The organism is Campylobacter sp. RM9331, from assembly GCF_020137685.1.
Lineage (GTDB): Bacteria > Campylobacterota > Campylobacteria > Campylobacterales > Campylobacteraceae > Campylobacter_E.
Genome location: NZ_JACGBA010000006.1, coordinates 45,448 through 66,628, shown reverse-complemented (window position 1 = coordinate 66,628; position 21,181 = coordinate 45,448). Strand labels below are relative to the sequence as shown.

17 protein-coding genes and 2 tRNA genes are annotated in these 21,181 nt (G+C 27.4%); 16 read left to right on the top strand and 3 right to left on the bottom strand.

Annotation, left to right across the window (positions count from 1 at the left end; all coding sequences use genetic code 11):
* Positions 1-9 precede the first annotated feature (9 nt).
* From nuoI to AVBRAN9331_RS04040, 14 genes are all read left to right on the top strand, one after another.
* Positions 10-681: an NADH-quinone oxidoreductase subunit NuoI gene (gene nuoI / locus AVBRAN9331_RS04105; RefSeq protein WP_214117478.1), complete on the top strand. Its 672-nt coding sequence runs from the start codon at positions 10-12 to the stop codon at positions 679-681.
* Positions 674-1,183 carry an NADH-quinone oxidoreductase subunit J gene (locus AVBRAN9331_RS04100; RefSeq protein ID WP_214117477.1) on the top strand — a complete coding sequence of 170 codons (510 nt, stop codon included), beginning with the start codon at positions 674-676 and terminating at the stop codon, positions 1,181-1,183. Before nuoI ends, AVBRAN9331_RS04100 begins: the two co-directional genes overlap by 8 nt.
* On the top strand, positions 1,180-1,458 hold the full coding sequence (gene nuoK, locus AVBRAN9331_RS04095; RefSeq protein ID WP_214117476.1) for an NADH-quinone oxidoreductase subunit NuoK: 279 nt from the start codon (positions 1,180-1,182) through the stop codon (positions 1,456-1,458). Before AVBRAN9331_RS04100 ends, nuoK begins: the two co-directional genes overlap by 4 nt.
* Positions 1,449-3,254, top strand: a complete 1,806-nt coding sequence (nuoL, locus tag AVBRAN9331_RS04090) for an NADH-quinone oxidoreductase subunit L (RefSeq protein WP_442862292.1) — start codon at positions 1,449-1,451, stop codon at positions 3,252-3,254. Before nuoK ends, nuoL begins: the two co-directional genes overlap by 10 nt.
* Complete coding sequence (locus AVBRAN9331_RS04085) at positions 3,247-4,623, top strand: complex I subunit 4 family protein (protein ID WP_336612448.1); 1,377 nt, start codon at positions 3,247-3,249, stop codon at positions 4,621-4,623. The genes nuoL and AVBRAN9331_RS04085 overlap by 8 nt, the downstream gene beginning before the upstream one ends.
* A 9-nt stretch (positions 4,624-4,632) precedes the next feature.
* The gene (locus AVBRAN9331_RS04080; protein ID WP_336612447.1) at positions 4,633-5,949 is read left to right on the top strand and encodes an NADH-quinone oxidoreductase subunit N; all 1,317 of its coding nucleotides are present in this window, start codon (positions 4,633-4,635) and stop codon (positions 5,947-5,949) included.
* Positions 5,949-8,270, top strand: a complete 2,322-nt coding sequence (locus tag AVBRAN9331_RS04075; protein WP_336612446.1) for a tetratricopeptide repeat protein — start codon at positions 5,949-5,951, stop codon at positions 8,268-8,270. Before AVBRAN9331_RS04080 ends, AVBRAN9331_RS04075 begins: the two co-directional genes overlap by 1 nt.
* A gap of 49 nt (positions 8,271-8,319) precedes the next feature.
* Positions 8,320-8,410 (top strand) — tRNA-Ser (locus AVBRAN9331_RS04070).
* A gap of 24 nt (positions 8,411-8,434) precedes the next feature.
* Positions 8,435-8,511, top strand: a tRNA-Arg gene (locus tag AVBRAN9331_RS04065).
* Between the two features lie 62 nt (positions 8,512-8,573).
* Positions 8,574-9,014 (top strand): DUF3015 family protein, encoded by a 441-nt coding sequence (locus AVBRAN9331_RS04060; RefSeq protein WP_214117471.1) that lies wholly within the window; start codon positions 8,574-8,576, stop codon positions 9,012-9,014.
* A complete protein-coding gene (locus tag AVBRAN9331_RS04055; protein WP_336612445.1) occupies positions 9,015-10,862 on the top strand; it encodes an Lnb N-terminal periplasmic domain-containing protein in 1,848 nt (615 codons plus the stop codon). It begins immediately after the preceding gene.
* A 179-nt stretch (positions 10,863-11,041) separates the two neighbouring features.
* Complete coding sequence (locus AVBRAN9331_RS04050) at positions 11,042-11,614, top strand: zeta toxin family protein (RefSeq protein ID WP_336612444.1); 573 nt, start codon at positions 11,042-11,044, stop codon at positions 11,612-11,614.
* Between the two features lie 209 nt (positions 11,615-11,823).
* On the top strand, positions 11,824-12,771 hold the full coding sequence (locus AVBRAN9331_RS04045) for a sialidase family protein (protein WP_336609445.1): 948 nt from the start codon (positions 11,824-11,826) through the stop codon (positions 12,769-12,771).
* Between the two features lie 2 nt (positions 12,772-12,773).
* Complete coding sequence (locus AVBRAN9331_RS04040) at positions 12,774-13,310, top strand: hypothetical protein (protein WP_239803324.1); 537 nt, start codon at positions 12,774-12,776, stop codon at positions 13,308-13,310.
* A 6-nt stretch (positions 13,311-13,316) separates the two neighbouring features.
* On the opposite strand, the gene AVBRAN9331_RS04035 is transcribed toward AVBRAN9331_RS04040, so the two are convergent.
* The 3 genes from AVBRAN9331_RS04035 to AVBRAN9331_RS04025 are packed head-to-tail and all read right to left on the bottom strand — an operon-like array spanning position 13,317 to position 17,770.
* The gene (locus tag AVBRAN9331_RS04035) at positions 13,317-13,757 is read right to left on the bottom strand and encodes a DUF4878 domain-containing protein (RefSeq protein ID WP_214119754.1); all 441 of its coding nucleotides are present in this window, start codon (positions 13,755-13,757) and stop codon (positions 13,317-13,319) included.
* 4 nt (positions 13,758-13,761) lie between these two features.
* On the bottom strand, positions 13,762-15,798 hold the full coding sequence (locus AVBRAN9331_RS04030) for a rhodanese-like domain-containing protein (RefSeq protein ID WP_336612443.1): 2,037 nt from the start codon (positions 15,796-15,798) through the stop codon (positions 13,762-13,764).
* Between the two features lie 43 nt (positions 15,799-15,841).
* Positions 15,842-17,770, bottom strand: a complete 1,929-nt coding sequence (locus tag AVBRAN9331_RS04025) for a multiheme c-type cytochrome (RefSeq protein ID WP_442862275.1) — start codon at positions 17,768-17,770, stop codon at positions 15,842-15,844.
* 243 nt (positions 17,771-18,013) lie between these two features.
* Here AVBRAN9331_RS04025 and ccsA point away from each other — a divergent pair, with 243 nt between their 5' ends.
* Both ccsA and AVBRAN9331_RS04015 read left to right on the top strand, forming a co-directional pair.
* Positions 18,014-20,767 carry a cytochrome c biogenesis protein gene (ccsA, locus tag AVBRAN9331_RS04020; RefSeq protein ID WP_336612442.1) on the top strand — a complete coding sequence of 918 codons (2,754 nt, stop codon included), beginning with the start codon at positions 18,014-18,016 and terminating at the stop codon, positions 20,765-20,767.
* A complete protein-coding gene (locus AVBRAN9331_RS04015) occupies positions 20,764-21,180 on the top strand; it encodes a hypothetical protein (protein WP_214119757.1) in 417 nt (138 codons plus the stop codon). Before ccsA ends, AVBRAN9331_RS04015 begins: the two co-directional genes overlap by 4 nt.
* Position 21,181: the final 1 nt, after the last annotated feature.

Genomic DNA, 21,181 nt, shown 5'->3' with positions numbered 1-21,181 from the left:
GGAGAATATATGAAAAAATATTATGTAGTAGATGAAAAAAGAAAATTAATTCTTACTCCTTATGAAAAATTTATAAGAAGTGTTAAAAGGTGTTTAAATACTGATTTAATCAGCGGTTTAGCATTTATAATTAATGAAACCTTAAAAAGGGGTAATTCAGCAACTATTAAATATCCAATGGAAAAAATCAAATTAGATAATCGTTATCGTGCTGTGCATAGATTGCAAAGATTTATTGAAAGCGAAAATGAACGCTGTATTGGTTGTGGGTTGTGTGAAAAAATTTGTATTTCAAATTGTATTAGAATGGAGACAAAATTAGGCGATGATGGTAGAAAATTAGTAAGTAATTATTCTATTAATCTTGGTCGTTGTATTTATTGTGGATTTTGTGCTGAGGTTTGTCCTGAACTTGCTATTGTGCATGGTGTTGAATATGAAAATGCAGCAGAGCAAAGGTCATATTTTGCACATAAAAAAGATATATTAACTCCAATTGATAATCTAATTAATCAAGTTGAATTTGAAGGTGCTGGAAGTTTAAGAGCTGATGCTGATGATTTTGTAAAAGTTACACCAAATTATTATGATGTAATGAAGGCAAGAGAAAGTGAAGCTTCAATTTCAAATTCTAGCGATACAAAAGAAGATAAAACGAATAAAGAGGCAAAAGATGTTTGAGTTAATTATATTTTATATTTTCGCTGCTTTAGTTGCGGGATTTTTTATAATTGCGGTAAGTTCTAAAAATATTTTATATTCTCTTAGCTCTCTTGCTTGCGGAATGGTATTTTTAAGCGCTCATTATTTTTTATTAGGAGCAGAGTTTTTGGGTGCTGCTCAAATTATAGTATATAGTGGGGCTGTTTTAGGGCTTTATAGTTTTGCTATGATGTTTTTTGATTTAAGCAAAGAATTAAAAGAAAAGCTAAAACATAAAAAAACTTTTTTTAGTTTAAGTATTTTAGCGAGTGTTCTTATGATAATTATGACTTTAGGATTTAAGTTAAATTTATCTCAATCAAGTTTATTGGTTAGCGAAGAGCTTGAAAATACTCGTAGTTTAGGGATTATTTTATTTACAAAATACCTTTTAGCTTTTGAGATAGTTGCAGTAGTTTTACTAATGGTAATAATAGCAGCTATTGTGCTAGTAGCAAAGAAGATAAAGGAAGAACAATGAATTATTTATTATTATCAATTGTATTGTTTTTGATTGGTTTAGTAGGAGTATTAAAAAGACAGAATTTAATAATGTTTTTTATATCTACTGAAATTATGTTAAATGCTGCAAATTTAGCTTTTGTAGCAATTTCAAAAATGCACAATGCTTTAGATGGGCAAGTTTTTGCTATTTTTATTATGGCAATAGCAGCTTGCGAAGTAGCTATTGGGCTTAGCTTTTGTGTGATTAAATATAGACGCGATAAAAGTCTAGATTTTGGAGAGTGCAAATGAGTTTATTATGTGTTTTATTTTTACCATTATTAAGTGCAATTTTTGCAGGAATTTATTCTTTTTCTCCAAAAAATAAAGTAATAGGTTATTTTTGTTCTTATTTAATGCTTTTAGCTTGTATTTTTGCTTTTATATCTTTATATTATTTAGCAGATAAGAATTTGTATATTAGTTTGGGTCATTGGATAGGAATTTTAAATGTTAATTTCGGCTTTTTAATAGATTCTGTTAGCCTTACTATGATGTGCGTTGTAACATTAGTTGCTACTTGTGTGCATTTTTATAGTATTTATTATATGGAACACGATGAAGGCTTTAATAAATTCTTTGCATTTTTAGGCTTGTTCGTATTTTGTATGCTAATTTTAGTAATGAGCGATAATTTCTTATTATTATTTGTTGGATGGGAAGGCGTTGGTCTATGCTCTTGGTTATTAATCGGCTTTTGGTATCAAAATGAAAAATTCTCATTAGCAGCAAATGAAGCTTTTATTATGAATAGAATAAGCGATTTTGCAATGCTTTTAGGAATATTTTTAATATATTTTAATTTCGGAACTTTAAGCTATAAAGAAGTATTTGCTATATTAAGCTTTCACGAAATGTTAAATCCTAATTTATTAACTTTAATTGCTGCTTTATTATTTGTTGGTGCTATGGGTAAATCAGCTCAATTTCCATTCCATACTTGGCTAGCAAATGCGATGGCAGGTCCAACACCAGTTTCAGCATTAATCCACGCTGCTACGATGGTAACTGCTGGTGTTTATTTGGTAATTCGCTCTCACGATTTATTTTCGCAAGTTCCAAATGTAAGTTATTTTATAGCTTGTTTAGGTGCTTTTGTAGCTTTATTTGCTGCTTCAATGGCAATTGCTGCAAAAGATTTAAAAAGAATTGTGGCATTTTCTACACTTTCTCAACTTGGATATATGTTCGTAGCTTGTGGTTTAGGAGCTTATAAAATAGCATTATTTCATTTAGTAACTCACGCATTTTTTAAAGCATTATTATTCTTAGGTGCTGGAAATATTATGCACGCAATGCACGATGAATTAAACATTTACAAAATGGGTAAATTGTATAAACCTATGAAAGTTACAGCAGTTTTAATGATAATTGCAAGTTTAGCTTTAAGTGGTATTTATCCATTCGCAGGATTTTTCTCAAAAGATAAGATTTTAGATTTTGCATTTGTAACAGAGCATTTTGGCTTATATTCTGTTTTATTATTTACAGCGTTTTTAACAGCGTTTTATAGTTTTAGACTATTAATGATGGTATTTTTTGCTCCAAAAAATCACACAATCCATCCACACGAAGCAAAACCTATAGCATTAATTGCAATGCTACCTTTAGCAATATTAGCAATTATTGCAGGTTTTTGGGATAGTCAATTCTTTGAATTTATTAGAATTCCTATGCAAGAATTACACCATAATTATGTATTAATTGCTATTTCTTTAGTGGTTGCTATAGTAGGAATAGTTTTAGCTATAGTAGTTTATAAAAATGGTGCAAAAGAAACTTGCAATTGTAAATATAAAAAGCTTTTAGAAAATGAATATTACATACCTAAATTATATGAGATTATTTTCATACAACCTTATAAATGTTTAGCTAAAGTATTAACAGGATTTGAAGAAGGTCTATATTCATTTATTTTTGAATGTCCTAAAAAGCTTTTAAATCTTGTTTCTTGTGAGAACAAAAACAATAACTTAACTCTTCACATTGTGTTTATTTGTGCATTTTGTGTGTTTTTACTTTTAACAATGGTGGTGATATATGCTTAGTTTATTGATATTTTTACCTTTAATTTTTGGGGTTAGTGCATATTTTATAAATGATAAGGCTTCTAAAATTAGCGGAATTTTATTTTCTTTTATAATTTTATGCCTTAATTATTATGTGATAATTGATGAAATTCATACATTTAACTATACTTTAATAAAAGCTTTTAATTTTGGGATTAATTTAAAAGCTGATGAGATAGCATTTACTTTAGCTTTTGTTGCAAATTTAATGCTATTTTTGTCAATGTGCTTTTTTTCTAAACAAACAAAAGACTTTTTAATAAGTGCTATGATTTTAAGTGCTTGTATGAATGGTTTATTTTTAGCAAATGATGCTTTATTATTTTATATTTTTTGGGAAGTTTCATTATTTCCACTTTTATATTTAATGGTTAAAAACAATGAAGCAAAACTAGCTAGGTCATTTTTTGTATTTGCATTTTTAGGCTCAATTTTTATGCTACTTGCTATGATTTATCTAGCTTATAATGCAAGAGTTAATGATGCGATTTTAAATTTTGATATTAGTTATTTCTCAACTACAAATTTAAGTCCTATTGAAAATACTTTATTATTTATAGGATTTTTCTTAGCATTTGCTATAAAAGCTCCTATTTTTCCATTTCATAGTTGGGCTATTAAAACTTATTCAAAAGCACCTAATTTTGTTTCTGTAATGCTTGCAAGTTTTAAAATGGCGCCTTTTGGAATGATTAAGTTTTGCCTTCCTTTATTTGCTGTTAGTATTAATGAATTTAGTGGGATAATTTATACATTATGTATAATTTCAGCAATTTATGCAGCACTTCTAGCAAGTAATGCGAAAAATTATAAAGAATTAAGTGCAATGAGTTCAATATCACACTTAGGAATTATTTGTTTAGGTATTTTTTCTATGCATCCAATTGCTTTAAGTGGAGCTGTTGTTTATATGGTAGCTCATGCTATTGTAAGTGGGGCAATGTTTTTTTACGCTGAAATTTTAAAAGATAATTACAAAACTTATAATCTAAGTGAGTTAAAGGGCTTAGCTAAACATATGCCTTATTTGACATTTATTTTTGGAGTTTTATTATTTTCATCAATTTCTTTACCACTTACTATAAGCTTTGCAGGTGAGTTTTTGGTTCTTTATGGAGTATTTGCAGCTAGTAAGATGGCTGGAGTTTTTGCTACTTTAGTTGTGATACTTGGAGCTGTTTATATGTTAAATATGTTTAGAAATAGCTTTTTAAGTAAAAAAAATGAAGCTAAAGACATAAAGGTTAGTTTATCTAAGATAATAATTTTATCTTTCATAGCTTTGATTATAATTGTATTTGGAGTAAATCCTAATATAATTTTAGATTATATCAACTTTGCGGTATAAGGAGATAGAATGCAACTTGATTTAAATGTATTACTTATTTTACCTGAACTTGCTTTGATAGTTTTTGCTTGTTTTATATTGGTTGCTAATTTATTTTATAAATTTGATTTAAAAGCTTTAAAAGGGCTTAGTATTGTGGCTTTAATAATTGCTATTATTTGCCAATTTAATTGCCCTTATGATGAGAGTTTTTTTGATTTATTTATATTTGATAATTTAGCAAAATATTCAAGTATATTAATCAATCTATCAGCTATTTATTTTCTACTTGCTAATAAAAGAGCTGATGAAGGTGAGTTTTTTGCATTATTTTTAATGATGATAGCTTGTTTAAATTTTATGGTAAGCACTAATAATTTAATAGTAGCTTTTATAACTCTTGAAGGCTCTTCTTTAGCACTTTATAGCTTAATAGCGTTTAAGAAAAAAGCAATTGAAGGTGCTATTAAATACTTTAATTACGGAATGCTAGGCTCAGCATTTTTTGCTATGGGTTCTGCAATGTATTATTTTGATAGTGCAAGTTTAGAACTAAACTCATTAGCTACAATTAGCACGGCTAGTATTTTAGCCTTTGTTATGATAGGAATTACAATATTATTTAAATTATCAGTAGCACCGCTTCATATGTGGCTTAAAGATGTGTATTTAAAGGCTGATTCAAGTTTAGCTGGATTTATTTCAATAGTTCCAAAAATAGCTATGATGGTATTTGCATATAGATTTATGATTTCATTTGAAAATTTCTTCAATGTAAGTGAGATTATTTTAATTATTGCTTGTGCTTCTATGCTTTTTGCTAGTGTTATGTCATTAAAGCAAGATAATGCAAAATCAATGTTAGTATATAGCTCTGTTTCACATTCATCGTTTGCTTATTCAACCCTTGCATTTTTTCATTTATCAAGCCAAATGTTTTTATATTATTTTTTAACATTTGCATTTGTAAATATCGCATTATTTATGTTTTTAGGTGCGTTTAAAGACACAAATTATGAGAATTTAAAAGGGGTGTTTAAGAAATATCCTTTATTAGGAATTTGTATTGTTGTATTATTGTTAAATCTTGCGGCATTGCCACCATTTGGCGTATTTTTTGCTAAGGTTGGTGTAATTAATATAGCTTTAAATGTTAATATTTATGCAGCAATTTGTATGGCATTTAGCTCAATTATTATGCTATTTGCTTATTTAAGATTTATAAAAGCAATTTTTGCAGATAAAGAAATAGGATTTTTATATTTTAATAACGCTCAAAAAATAGTTTTAATTTTAGCAATTATTGCTTCTTTTGTTGCAAGCGTTGGATTAGATTATATTAAATAATGAAAAAAATATTATTTCTTTGCTTTTGCGTTTATTTATATTCTTTTGAACTATATATAAACTCTGGCAAGGAAATAAATAAAAATATATCAGTTTTACATATTAAAAACAATACCGATATAACTTGTGATAAATTACAAGATGAGAATTTAAAATCTTATTTTAAATGTAGTGTGAAGGGTAAATCAAGGTTATTATCAAATCAAGATTTAACCTTATTTAAATTAGAATTTAAAAATTCAAAAGATACTTTAGATATATATATTTACCCTAAAACAAATGTTAGTATTGTTGATAGTGAGCAAAAATTATATGATACTAATGTGGTTTTTGCATCTAGCAAAAAAGTTTCTAAAAATTTTACTTTTATATTTTTTCCATATACTCAAGGAGTGTTAAGTCCTAATGGACTTGATTTTGATGTGATTTTTCCTGATTTACAAACTCCTTTTATAGAAGGACTTGATTTAGACCAAAATCCTGTAAATATTAGCGATAATAGTGATATTAATTCTTATTTGAGTATTAAAAAATATTACGATAATAAGCAATATAAAGAGCTATTAGATTTATGCAATATGTCTTTAGAAAAATATAAAAATAGTATTTTTATAAGCGAGTTTTACTTGTATAGAATTAGAGCTATGTTTAATTTGCTAAATGAAAATACCACTTTAAGCGAAGAAATTATTTCAAGTGCAAAAGATTATGTAAGGGTTTTTCCAAGTGATGAGAATTACACTGAAATATTGCAAATGATGGTAAAAACTTATTTAAAATTAGAACAAAGAAGTGATGCTGAATATTTTATAGATATTTTAAATAACGAGCATCCAAATTCTTATTACACAAAATTGGCAAGTTTAAACTATGCTGATTTTTTACTATCTCACGGCAAAAGAGATGCTGCTACTATTATTTATAATAATATTTTATTTAGTTCAGATGATGCGATTTTGGCTAGTAAAGCTGCAATATCTTTAGCAAAAATCAATATTAGTCATAATAAAGCAAAGGAAGCTAAGGAATTTGTATTAAAAGTCTTTAATGCAAATGAGCAATATTTATTAGAAGATAAGGATAAAACCTTAGGTTTAGCTGATGATTTTTTCAAGGAAAAAATGTATGATATTAGTGCTCCTATTTATGAGTTTTTATTTAAAAATTCAAATAAATTAGACCCTTATTATGAAAGAGTGTTAAAAAATTTAGGTGTTTCTTTAGCTAAAAATAATGATTATAAAAAGGCTGATGAATATTTAAATGAATATAAAAAGCTATTTCCAAATGGCGAATATATGAATATCATTGATGAAACTATTGATAGTTTATATTTTGAAAAAGATGAACAAGATAGCTTTAAATTGCACGAATATTATAATTTTTTAATGGCTAAATATGATAATAACATATCAAAAAGAGCTCTTTATGAAGAAGTAAAATTATTATTTAAAGAGCAAGATTATGAAAAGATTTTAAAACTAGAAAAGAAAATAAAAGATAGTGAAAATGAAGAGCTAATTTCTTTATATGATAGTAGTTTGATTAATTTATTAAATATTGCATTAGATGATGATGATTGCGATGAAGTTTTAGGATACATAAAAAATAATAATTTTATAAGTGATGAAAAAGTCATTAATAAAATGAAATATTTAGAGTGTTTAGAAAGAAAAAAAGAAAATAAATTAGCTTTAGATTTTGCAATTAAGTTTGAAAATGAAGATTTGGTGTTTTATAAAATCAAACAAGCAAAACTTTTATATTTAAATAATCAGTATAAAGATGTGGAAAATATAATCAAATCTATTTTAAATAAACGATTTAATATTAAAAAACCAGAATATTTTGAGATATATTATTATTTATCATTATCATTAATTAAGCAAAACAAATACAATGATGCTATTTTTTCATTAAAACAGCTTGAAAAATACGGCAATGGATTAAGATTAGTTGAGGTTTATGACGAATTTTTAAATTACTTTAAAAACAATAATCTTGATATTTCAGCTATTACTTATGGTAAAAAAGCAATTAATATACAAAATTATTTAGGTATTAATTTATATAGTCCTAAGATAGAGTTAATTACTTTAAATGCTTTAATTAATAAAAATAATATAAAAGAAGCTAAAGAAATATTTATAGATTTATATAAATTAAAATTAAGCGAAGAAGAATACAGCAATGCAAAATATTTAGAAGCTAGTATGCTAATTAAAAATAAAGAATTTGAAAAAGCAAAAGAAACTTTAAAAGAATGCAAAAGTGGTGATTGGAAAAATTTATGTGATGAAAAATTACAACTTTTGGAATAATTTAAGCTAAATCTAATTTTTAAAATATATAATATGCGTTTTACTTATTGGACAGATGGGTGAGTGGCTGAAACCACACCCCTGCTAAGGGTGCAGCTCTTAATCGGGGCTCGAGGGTTCAAATCCCTCTCTGTCCGCCACTTTATTTCAAAAACTTATTTTATGCGCTCGTAGCTCAGCTGGATAGAGCATTTGATTGCGGTTCAAAAGGTCAGGGATTCGAATTCCTTCGGGCGCACCATTCATACTCATTGTTAATATATAGTTTTATAATTTGTTTTTAATACTTTAAAAGGAGTTATAATGAGAAAATTACTTTCTTCATTGGTAGTTGTTGGTGCGATTAGCACTTCTTTATTTGCAGGTGCAAATACTCAAACAGGTTGCGGACTTGGAACTATAATTATTAAAAACCCTGATTCAGCAATTATGTATGCTTTACAAGCTACTACAAACGGAACTTCAGGTAATCAAACTTTTGGTATTACTACAGGAACACTAAATTGCCAAGAAACAAGATTAGTTCATAATGAAAAAGCAATTAATTTCGTAAATGCAAATCTTGACGCTTTATCAAATGAAGCTGCTTTAGGAATGGGCGAACATTTAGATACTTTAGCTGAACTTTTAGAAGTAAAAGACGCTGATTTATTTAAAGCTAATTTAAGAGCAAATTACTTAGCTATTTACAATTCAAGCGATGTTGTAGGTGCTCAAGTTTTAGATAGAGCTTCTGCTTTATAATTGAAAAAGTTTTTATTTTTATTGTGCTTTTGTATTTTTGCAAAGGCACAAGATAATGAATTATTAAATCTTGATTTTTCTAAATTAAGTATTTCTAAAGATGAGTTTTTAGAAATTATTCAACAAGCTAATCAAAAACAAGTTTTTAACACAATAGAATGGAAAAATCTCCTTCACTTTACAAACAATAAAAGCGAGATAATTAATAAAGAATTTTTTTATTCAAATCAAAGGAATTTAAAATCAGAATTTGAGCTTAATTTATATATGTATTTTTTAAAAAAAGAAATATATTTAGGCAAAAAAGAAGAGTTAAATCAAAAAGATTCTGCTATAACTTTTAGCAACGATAATGATAATTTGCACTTTATTTGCAAGTTTCCTTTAAGGGCAAAATACATAGAAAAATCTCTAAAACTTACTAAAAATCAGGATTTAAATTGTTCTGATTTGAATAATTTCTTAGAATATATTAGCCCTAAATCAATTAGCATAGTTTTTCCAGCTGCTTATTTAAATTCCCCAGCGTCAATGTTTGGGCATACATTTTTGCTAATTAATTCTAATTACAATTCAAGGCTTTTATCTTACGCTATTAATTATGCTGCCGATGTTGATGAAAAAGATGAAAATGGCTTAATGTTTGCCTTTAAAGGTTTGTTTGGCGGATACATTGGCAAGTACTCTTTAAAGCCTTATTATGATATGTTAAAAACATACAAAGATAGCGAAAATAGAGACCTTTACGAGTATGATTTAAAATTAAATGAAGAAGAAGTAAATAGACTGATTTTGCATTTATGGGAGATTAAGGATAGTAGTTCGGTTTATTTGTTTTTTGATAAAAATTGTTCTTATAATATTTTGTGGTTACTTGAGAATGCAAATCCTGATATTAAATTAAGAAATAAATTTATTTATAGCGTAATCCCAAGCAATACTATACAAAAAATCAACGACATTAATCTAATTAGTGATTATCACTATAGAGCATCAAAGTTAAATACCATTTTAAATCAAGCAAAAGATTTGAGTTTTGATGAGATAAATCTAGCAAAAAATATAGCTTTAGGTAAAATTGAGCCAAATTATGATTATTCTATTTTAGCCTTAGCGAACGAGCTTAGTCAGTATTATGCTAGTAAAAATGAGCTTAGTGTAGATGAATACAAAAAAATAACTCATAAAATATCTAGTAATTTATCTCAAAGCAAAATAGCAAAGCTTCCTTTAAAAACTCCAAAAGAAAGCATAATTAATGCTAATTATCCTAGCAAAATATCATTTGCTTATGATACAAAAAAGAAAGCTTTATTATCAATTAGACCAGCCTTGCACGATATTTATGAAGATGATTTGGGTTTTGATAAAGGTATTGGAATAGAATTTTTAAGCACTACTATTAATTATGATAAAAAGCCTAAATTAGATGAGCTAATCTTGCTAAGGCTTGCAAGTTTAAGTGATTTTAACTATATAAATCATAAGCCAAGTTTTTTGTTTAAATTAGCTTATGATGATGTATTAGATGATAAATTAGCAAATATGGAGCTTTTAGGCGGGATTAGTTTTGTTAATGAGTATTTTTTATTATCATTTTTAAGTGGTTTTAGAGCTTATAAAGATGGTTTGAGCTTTAATAATCAAATAATTACAAGCCTATCTTATAAAGCAAATAAGCTTAGTTTAAGTTATCATAAGAATTTTTATAAGCACGGCTTATTAGAAGATATTTTAAGTATCAAAACTTATTTTAAGATTTATAAAAACACTGCGATTTTTGTTGAATTTCAAAAATATTTTCACAAAAACGAAACATTTAAAATAGGTATAAATTATTATTTTTGATATTTTTTTGGATTTGGAATTTAATTTGATTTTTTTTAAATTCTAAGTATTTGGGTTAGCAATTGTTTTTAAAAATTTATAAAAAGATATAAATAAATATAAAATATTTTTAGTTTTTTATATTAATAAAATTATTTAATTTTTATTATAATTACTTAAAATCTATATAAGGAAAATTTATGATAAATCAACCTATAGTTACTATTTTTGCTGGTGTAAATGGTGCAGGAAAAACCACTTTATATTTTTTAACACTAGAAAAAGGAATAAATTTAGGCTATCGTATAAATGTAGATGAAATAGCTCAAAGTATTGGAGACTATAGAGATAGACAAACTCAAGTTCGTGCTTCAAGAATAGCTATAACAATGCGTAAAGTTTATATAGATGATAAACTTAATTTCAATCAAGAAACTACACTTTGTGGAAAATCTATATTAAATCTATTTGATGAATTAAAAGAGAATAATTACAAAATAAATTTACGCTTTGTAGGGCTTGATAGCCCACAAACAGCAAAAGAGCGTGTAAAAATACGAGTTAGTAAAGGTGGACATGATATAGAACCACATTTAATAGATAAAAGATATTACGAAAGTATGCAAAATCTTTTAAAAATTATGCCGTTGTGTGATGAGATTTTGGTTTATGATAACACTAAAAATTATGAATTAATTGCAAAAATAACAAATGGAAAAGTAGATATACAAAAAAATATTGAATGGTTCAATGATTTAATTTCAGAAAAATAAAACTTCAAAATTATTAATTTATGAATATTAGTTATGATTTAAAAAACCACAAAGGACAAAGATGAAAAAACTCACATTATTTTTATTTAGTTTATTTTTATGGGGGGGGGTATTTATTAAATAACAAAGATATAAATTTTACTTATTTAACCAAACCAACCAACCACAAAACCCAAACAATCCAAGAACTAAAAAGCATTTCTATACCAATGAAACAAGGTGTATTATCAGCACATTCTTCAAGCACAATATCTCTTAATAATGATTATTTGCTTAGCGTATTTTTTGCAGGCTCTAAAGAAGGTGCAAAAGATGTAGCAATTTATGCGAGTATTTATCAAGGCACAAATTATTTAGAGCCTTTTGCATTAATTACTAGAGAAAAGCTTATGAAAGATAGCAAAGAATATATTAAAAAAATCGGAAATCCAACCTTAGTCAAAACAGATAATAAAATCCATTTATTTGTTGTAGGAGTTAGTTTTGGCGGCTGGGCAAATAGCAAAATATATCATTATATTAGCAGTATTGATACTATTGATTTTAAATTCCAAAAAGTCCTTCATTTAAGCCCTTTTGCAAATATTAGTAATCTTGTAAGAGCCAATGCTATTTATGTTAATTTAGGTAAAGAATTTGGCTTTTTACTCCCAATTTATCACGAATTAGCCAATAAATATCCCTTAGCTTTAGTATTTAATAATTCAGGCGAACTTTTAAAAATCAAAAAACTCACTAATGCTAAAGATTTATTTCAGCCAAGTGTTGTTGCTATTAATGATAAACTAGCTTTATTTGCTTTTAGGTCTAGTAAAAGTGCTAATTATGATTTTTATACTATGACTTGTGATAATCTTTTAAACTGCAATGATTTAACAAAAACAAATCTAAAAAATTATGATAATTCTATTAATTTATTCAAAGTAAATAATGATATTTTCTTGCTTTTTAATAGCGATAAAGATGGTTCAAGAAATACTTTAAGCCTTGCTATTATGAAAGATTATAATGATTTTCATAGGATTTTAGATATTGATAAAGGTAAAGAAATGAGCTACGCAAGTGTATTCATTAGCGATAATAAAGCTCATATTACATACACACATAATCGTGATTTTATTCAATACAAACAATTTTTATTTAACAAAAAGGATTAAAAATGCACTTTATTTATACTTTACTTTATTTATCAATTTTTGCAAGTATTTTTCAAAAACTTACAATTAAGAAGAAAATTTTTATATATTTAGCGATAATTTTTTTGACAAATATATCTATATTTAATGGTTTGAGTTTGAATGATTATACTTATAGTATATTTTCTAATCTTAGTATTTTTAGTGTTTTAATTTTGCTATTAATAATTTTTAATCAAGGCAAATTGCTTGATTTTAGGGCTTATGTTTATATTTTTGTTATCAATCTTTTATTTTTTCTATCATTTTTAAATATTATTGCTTTTGATATTTATTATGAAAATGGTTTTTTAAATTATTTAATAATTTTTGTAATTTTTATAATTTCGTATTTGCTAAATCAAATTCTATCAATTTTATTTTTGCTATCTTTAGCAATATCTTTTATCTTAGGCATTGATAATATAAATGATTGTTTTTTTGATATTTTTATTTTGATATTTTCATTTTTTCAAGTAATTTTAAAAGCAATTAAAAAGAATTTAAATAAGTCTAGTTAACTAGACTTATTTGACCTTTACAGGATATAAGCTTGGGTATTCATAGATTTTCCACTCGCCATTTTCGTTGTGCAAAATCACATCTTTACTGAATTTATGTTGCTGGATTTTGTAGTTTGTATCTACTTGAACTATTGCTATTTCGCTACTTTTGTTCTTTTTAGTAAAGTTCATTTCTATAGTATCATCATTACCTTTATAATCATAATCTATAAAAATCATATCCTTACCTTTATCTTGAAACTTCTTAAAATAATCCACATTATTTTTACTAGCAAGTAATTTAGCAGCATCATTCATTTTCCCAGCTTCACATAAAAGCACAAAGTCTTTAACCACAGCTTCAGGCTCTTTAGCTTCATTGCCGCAAGCACTAAGAATTAGTGCTGCAGCAATTAAACTTGATGCCGTAAAACTTAAAATCATATTAGCATCTTTATTTTTCATACTCTTATCCTATCAACATATCAGCAAAGGCATAAATTATTAAGAACAGAAAAATTAGTCCAGTAAATAACATTAAAAATCCAACAACTCTTGCAAAATAAAAATACTTAGCAAAAGAATTGCTCTCATTTTTAAGTTCGTCTAATTTTCCACTAGCTTTAAGCCTTGCATACCATTCAGGTCTATCGTGCTTTAACTCTTCTTCAGTTAGTTCTCCACTAAAGATAACCATATCCATAGGGAACCTATCAGCTCTAAAGTGAGTATTGAAAAAATGCACCGCAAAAATAAATCCTGTAGCTAAAAGTGCTTCATCAGAATGCACAAGCGTTGCAAGATTTAGCATAAAGCCAGGTAAAATCTTCGTAAATTCAACCGGAAACCACAATACTAAACCACTAAAGCCAATGATAAACATACCCCAAAATACTGCTATATAATCAAATTTTTCCCAGTAAGTAAATCTATCAAACTTAGGTCTTTCGCCTTTTCCAATAAACCATTTAAAATGAGCCACAACATCTCTTAAATCTTGCATTCTAGGCATTAAACTATCAGGTCCAAATAATTTTGCTAAGAATAATTTAAAGCTTAGCTTTCCATTATTATCACGAATAGCATTACGCTTAGTCCAAGAATTATAAACTACTTCAGCAATGTGGCTTAAGAATACTGCAATCATAATAAACGCACTAAAATGGTGTATTTTAGTAGCCATTACAATTCCGCCCATTAAATCAATCATAGTTTGAGCCCAAGGAGCGGTATAGAATTTTTGCGGTAAGCCAGAAAAACTTAATCCTAAAAAGCTTGAAGCTACAAAGAAATGCTGAATTCTATGCAAGGTGCTAAAGCGTTTAATATTTATCTTGTCATTATGCATTTTTTCTTTTGCTGCACGCCACTCATCTTTATATTTAATACTCATATAAATTAGTTTCATACTCCACAAGAATGTGTGTAAGCCAAAGAATGCAAATACTGATATTACAAGCCCTGTCATAAACACATAAGCCCAATAAAGTAAAGGGAAATTCTCTTTATCAGTATGGTCAGCATGAGCTATAAAATCACTAAAGTTATCATTAGCTCCTTCGTGGCATTTTTCACAAGTTTTTATTCTAGTTTCACCATATAAAGTTGATTTTTCGTCTTTTGGTTTATGAATATTATGAGCTCCGTGACAATCAAAACAAGCAGCTATTTTTTTGCTTTCACCATCTTTTGCTAAAACCATAGCCTTTCCGTGGAAAGTTTCGTGATAGTGTTTTTGCTCTTTTTCATGGCAACTTCCACATTTTACATCGCTTAATTTTTTAACAGCTAAAGAGGTTAATTGTTGTTTATCATGCACATTATGGCAATCTGAGCATGATGGAGATTTTTCTCTTGGATTTGTGAATTTATCATGCACACTTCCGCTAAATTCAGCCTTAACTTCTTTATGACAACTAGTGCAGTTTGCATTTACATTGTCTTTATCGTTTGCTAAATCATTGATAATTCCACTAGCACCATGACAATCTCTACAAGCAGGAAGGTTACCAAATCTTAAATTCTTATGTAATTCATCTTTAAAACTACTTACTTCATTTCCTTCGTGCCAACTATTAATATCATGACTTTTTACAAGTGGTTTTATGCCGCCTTTTTCAATAGGTCTTGCACTAAGAATCCAGCTTTCAATTCCATCTAGCATTACACGAACATTTGTATATCCTAGTCTTTGTGCTTTTAATGCAGCATCGCTACTTGCATAGCACATTCTATTTAAGCAATAAAAAATAATCTTAGCGTCTTTATTGCTAGGTAATAAACTTACCCATTCAGGTGTATTAATAAAAATAGAGCCTTTTAAATAGCCGTATTTTATTCTTTCTTCTTTTGTATTTGCGTCAAATATATATACATCTTTTTTACCTAATTCTTTTTCTACATCAGCCATAGATATAGGAATTACTCCTTCAACTACTGCAAAATCGCCTTCCGATGCAAAAAGGTTAAAGCTTAAAAAGATGGCAAAAATAAGTCTTAGCAACATATTTTATCCTTTCACTAAGGTTAGGATTTTTCCTAACCTTTTATTATTTCTTACCATCTAATAAATCTTGAGCTTGTGCTACATAAACTAATGCTTCATTTATTAGTTTTAGAGCATATTTTGGACCATGAACGCCCCAGCTTCCATCTTTTTCAATTTTTTCATAAATTGCTCTTGCTTCTTTTGTAAGTAGGATAATTTCTGATTTAGTTTTTGTGCTTAGATTATCCATTTTTGCTTGTTCTCTATCAATTTTGCGAATTGCAAGTTCTAGTTTTTTAAAGCCTTCTTTAACAGGTAATTGCCATTCCATAACTTTATCATAGATTTGCTCTTGGTCTGTGAAGTGTAATTCTTTTGGTAAAGTTGATTGCACAGCACTATGGCATCCACTTGCCCCAGGTCCTACTAGATTTACATCACTCCAGCTAGTTCTTCCGCAACTCCACATTAAATCCACAAAGAATTTTCCATCTTTTCTAGCAATTGTCCAACCTTTAGTTGTTTGCGGGTCTCTTGGTTTTCCTTCTGGTGGGTTTAGAGTTTTTGCGTCTTTATCTACATAGATTTTCCATATATGACTTGCACGAACATTGTCAAATCCACCTTTATCAGGGTTTTGAACGCTTGCAAAGTTTTCACAACTCATCATATTTGGCATATGACAGCCTGTGCAATTATCTTTAGCGTGTGCTCCGCCGTATTTAAACATTTCAGCTTGAGTTTCGTGACAATCACTACAAGTTTTTTTAAGTCCTACTTTTGTATAAGGGTCTTTCCAATCATTTGCAGTAACTTCGTGTGGGTCGTGGCAAGTTGAACATCTCATACCTTTATCATAATGCATAGTATTATACATTTGTGAGCCTTCAGTTCCACAAGATGGACACGCTGATTTAAAGTAGCTATTAAATGGCTTTCTTGGGTCAATCTTCGCATCTTCGCTATCATAAGCAAATCTTTGATGACATCTTTCGCAATTACTTGGCATACCAGCACCCCTTGCTCCATAAAGGTGAGCTCCAGCTCCGTGACATTCTTCACAGCTAATTCCTTTAGAAATTGCGTGTTTTCTAAGCTCGTCTTTATTTCCAATTGCTGCTAAGAATTCTTCTTTAGATTTAAAGTCAAATTTAAAGCTATGGCATACTTCACAATATGCAGATGCAGGTTGAAACATCATTTTTTCTTTATAAGTAGAACCATAAGAGTTTATTCCCCAAACGCTTGAAGTTTGTTTGCCAAAATCTTCTAATTTTGTAGGAAAGCCAGGTGAGAATTCAGCGATTTTTTTCGCAACTTCAGGTGTAAGTGATTCAACCCAAAGGCGTGAGAATTGATTACCTCCAGCAACCATTTTACCTGTTCCATCAGCTAATTTTCCATCTTCAATGTGATAAGTTCCACGAACTAACCATTTATCAATAAAACCATATTTTGTTCTAGGAGTTCCTACGATTACAAATACATCATCAGCTTCAACACCTTTTGGTAAAATTGTAGCTTCGCTGCTTCCATACATAGGCTTTTTAGGGTCTCCTCCAGCTTCTTCTAATTCATCAGGAAAACGAATAACTTTTGAGTGGCGTGAGCGATTCCAAGCTTCATATTGAGCAGGGTGACATTCACCACATTTTTTAGGCCCTACGAATTTATTTGGATAATCTAAAATACTTTCCATACCTAGACGATATGTAATTGATGCAGAACGACCTGTGTCTTTTTCATAATTTCCATGCCCACCGAATTCTACGAATTCTTCTTGGCGATTAGAAATAGAATATTTTCCTACTAATCTTCCTTCCTTTTCGTATTTAAACATAGGATGGCGGTCTTTTAAGAACTCTATAAAATCAGTTTCTTGATTTACATAATCGTGAAGAGTTCTAGGCTCGATACCATCAGCTTGAGGTGTTATATTATTAGCATATAACATAATACAGGCACTACCTAGTGCTAACAAGCGTTTCATAGCTTTCTCCTTAAAATTAAAATTACAACAATGAAGTGTAATCCAATTTCATTTAAAGATTTCTTAAAAAAATATAAAAAATAAAATATAATTTAAATAATTCAAAAAGGAGAAAAAATGTATTAAATAATTTTAATTAATTTTCTTATTTTTTAAGGCTTTTATTATAAAATATAGCTTTAAGTTTAGATAATAAATTTTATCAATTAAGAATGATTTTAAAAGAAAGTAGTTTTAATAATAATGTTTTTAAATAAATTTTTAAATTTAAAGATTTCTTTAGCTTATATGCTAATTTTTGCTATTTTTTGTGGGGTTGCTACATTTATTGAGAGTGCAAAAGGCACAAGTTATGCTATGAGTTTAGTTTATAATGCTTGGTATTTTCACTTGATTATGGTTTTATTGTTTTTAAGTGTGATTTATGCGATTTTTAAATACAAACTTTATAAAAATATTTCATTATTTTTAATTCACATTTCTTTTATTTTTATATTTATTGGTGCTGTTTTAACTCATTTTTTTGGTTTTGAAGGCATTATTCATTTAAGGGTTGATAATAAAGCAAATGAGATAAAAAGCACAAAAACTGAATTAGTCTTAAAACATAATGATAAAATCAGTAAAACTAGTAATTTAAATGAGATTATAAAACTTGATAATGCAAGTTTAAGGTTTGTTGATTTTAGCAATGAAGCAGGGATTACTAAGGTAAAAAGTGATGATTTAAACGACCCTAGTTATTTAAAATTAAGATTTAATTTTGATAGTGGATATAGTGATGTTGAGATTAATTATAATGAATGTCTTAGTGTTGCTAATATTGATTTTTGCTTTAATAAAACAAGTACTAATTATGTTAATTTTTATATAAAAGATAATGAGTTTTATATAAACACTAATCAAGAAATGAAATTCTTAAATCAAATTTTAAGTAGTGATTTTAAATTAAAAGATGGTATATATTTGCTAGATGAGTTTTCTTTTTCGGCTTTAAATTATTTAGTTCATTCAAAAGACGCACTTAGTATGAGTGGGGGTAATTTACAAGCGATTAGAGTAGAATTTAAATCAGGAATTTCAAAAGAACAACTAATCCTTGCATTAAACGATAATATTAAGATAAATGATTATGATATTTCTTGGAAGCAAGAGAGCTTAAAGCTTGATTTTGATATTTATCTAAAACGATTTAATTTAATAACTTATGCAGGTAGCAAGAGTGCAAAAGATTATGAAAGTGAGTTATTAATCTTAGATAATAATCAAAAAATAGATGTAAAAATAGCTATGAATAAAGTGCTTGATTATAAAGGTATTAGGTATTTTCAGCATTCTTACGATGAAGATTTAAAAGGCACGATTTTAAGTGCTAATAAAGATTTAGGCAAAACTCCTACTTATATTGGCTATGCTTTATTGTTTATTGGGTGTTTTTTAAATTTATTTAGTCTAAAAACTAGAAAATATTTTAAGGCTTTAAGTGTTGTTTTTATAGTAATTCTTAGTCCAAATTTAAAAGCAAATGATTTTAACTCTCATATAAATGAATTAAATTCTTTAATTATTCAAGATTTAAATGATAGATTTTTGCCATTTTATACTTTTTCACTAGAGCTATGCAATAAAATTGGTTGTCCTAATAAAAACGCTGCAAGTGAAGAAATATTTAGATTAATTACTGATGTTACTTATGTAAATGAAGCTAGATTAATTAGGGTCAAAAATCCTAAATTAAGAGAATTTTTAAATTGTGAAAAACAAGCAAAATTTAGTGATTTTTACGATGGTTCAAGCTATAAATTAAAAGATGAAATTAAAAAAACCTATGCTAAAGGAGAAGCGAATTTTAATGATTATGATAAGGATTTGATTAGAGTTGATGAGAGTGTGAATATTTTATATTTAATTTTTACAGCAGAATTATTTAAGATAATTCCTGATGAAAACCACTTGCAAAGCCCATTTGCAAATAATATAAGCTTGGATAATCAAAAGCTAATTAATGAATATTTAAGCTCTTTAGTAATTGCTAAAAAAACTAATGATTATAGCAAGGCTAATGAGATTTTATCTAAGATTAAAAACTTGCAAAATCAGTTTGATTTTTTACCTAGCCAAGCACAGATTAAAACTCAAATATTTTTAAGCAAATATGATGCTTTTTATAGTTTGTGTTTTGCTTATTTAGTGCTTTTTATACTTTCTTTATTTGTAATAAATAAAAATACTAAAATTATTTTTTATCTTACTTTAATACTATTTTTAATCCATTTAATTCTTATTGGATTAAGGGGTTTTGTAGCAGGATTTACTCCGCTTACTAATACTTATGAGAGTTTAATTTATATTGCTTTAAGCTCCGTTTTTGCTGGACTTGTTTTTAGAAAAAATCTATTACTTAGCTTATGCTTATTATTTAGCGTTGCTACATTATTTACAGCACATCTTAATGATATTAATCCACAAATTACAAATCTAATGCCTGTTTTAAATTCTCCTTATCTTAGTATTCATGTAAGCTTAATTGCTGCTTCTTATGGATTTTTTGGCTTAAGTGCTTTAATTAGCTTTTCTTATTTATCGTGCGTAATATTTAAAAAACCTTACGATAAGGCAAATATTCAAATATATTTAGCAAATCATTTAGGCTTATTATTATTAATTTGTGGGAATTTCTTAGGCGGAATTTGGGCTAATGAGTCTTGGGGAAGATACTGGGGCTGGGATAGCAAAGAGACTTGGTCTTTAATAAGCATATTAATATATGCAATTTTAGTGCATTTAAAATTAAAATCAAAATTATTATACGCACTGCTTAGTATGTGGGGATTTGGCGTTATTTTAATGACTTATTTTGGAGTGAATTATTATTTAGTAGGTAAGCATTCTTACGCAGGAGAAAAGAGCAATTTTGAAAGCCCATTATGGCTAATAATTAGCGTAATTATCCTAATAATCTTTAGTTTGGTTGCTATTAGAAGGAATTTAAAATGAGAGTTGTGTTAATATTTTTAGCTTTATTTTTCATAGCTTGTGATGATGAAAAAATTGATGAAAATTATTTAAACACTCCACTTAAATGCTCTATTAATAAAGATATATGCGAAAAAGATTTCAAAGGTAGAAAAATTAGTTTTGAAATTATTAATCGTCCGATAAGATTTATGGAAGAAACTAAATTAATAATTAAAGGCTTACCTAAATACGATAATCTAAATCTTAAATTATATGGGCTTAATATGGATATGGGTGTTATAAATGCCGAGCTTATTAGACTTGATAACGGAGATTATGTAAGTGAGTTTGTGGTAAGCACTTGTTTATTAAGCACTATGAGATATAGATTAGAATTATTTAATAATGATAAAAAAATAAAATTATTTATAGATTTTGATATGAAAAGGTAAA